The organism is Terrabacter sp. FW104-15G4B, assembly GCF_058790095.1.
Map to the genome: position 1 here is coordinate 1 of NZ_JBYTCI010000069.1, position 781 is coordinate 781.

The following is a 781-nucleotide window of genomic DNA, read 5'->3' on the forward strand; positions in this document are numbered from 1 at the left end:
CTGCAGGTCGCTCGGGGTCCCGCTGGCGGGGACGGGCTCTGGGGTCAGCCCGAGGATGCGAGCGGTTGCCAAGGCGTCCTCGTACGGAGTGCGGATCTTCTGCCCTACCGCCGCAGCGAACTCCGGCGAGAGGAACAACGCCCGCAGCACCGGCGCAATGGCCGTGCTGTTAGCGAGGTACACCTGAGCGAGGTTGCTGACAAGGGTCGCGGGTGGCGCGTCAGAGACGTAGCGGATGGCCAGCTTGGTAGCGATCCGCGTCGCTGTGGCCGGGTGGTTCGCCAGGTAGGTGAGGTACGACGTAGCGACCGCGTCACCGCCCTCCGCCGAGGTGTTCGCGTGGCTCCAGCCGAGCACCTTGACGGCGCCGACGTAGCGGCGCATCGGCTTGTACAAGTACAGGCCCTGCTCAACATCGACGCTGAGGCCGGTCAGCGCGAGCGCCGACATCTTGACGTCCGCCTCGGTGTAGTTCCCGATGCCGACGGTATGCAGCTCGAGCAGCTCACGTCCGTAGTTCTCGTTCGGGGCCTTCTTTGTGCTGTCGGCGTTGTCCAGGATCTTGAGCATCGCCGGGTGACGGGCGGCGGCGTTGAGCATGTCGGAGTACTTGCCGAGCGCGTGCTTGCGGATCACGTCGCGCTGGAACAGATGAGCGTTGTCCCAGACCTCGCCATTGGGCACGGGGACGACGAGGTGGTTGGTCCAGAAGTCGACAACCGTCTCCAAGAGCTGGCGCCGTGAGAAGAGCGCCCGAGCAACATGCGACTCCAAGAGGTCA

At 65.8% G+C, this 781-nt stretch carries 1 protein-coding gene; it reads right to left on the bottom strand.

Translation table 11 applies throughout. From position 1 onward, the window contains the following. Positions 1-774: DUF1800 domain-containing protein (locus AC3WRT_RS20650; protein WP_492725282.1), on the bottom strand; the 774-nt coding region annotated here is incomplete at its 3' end. Between the last annotated feature and the right edge of the window lie 7 nt (positions 775-781).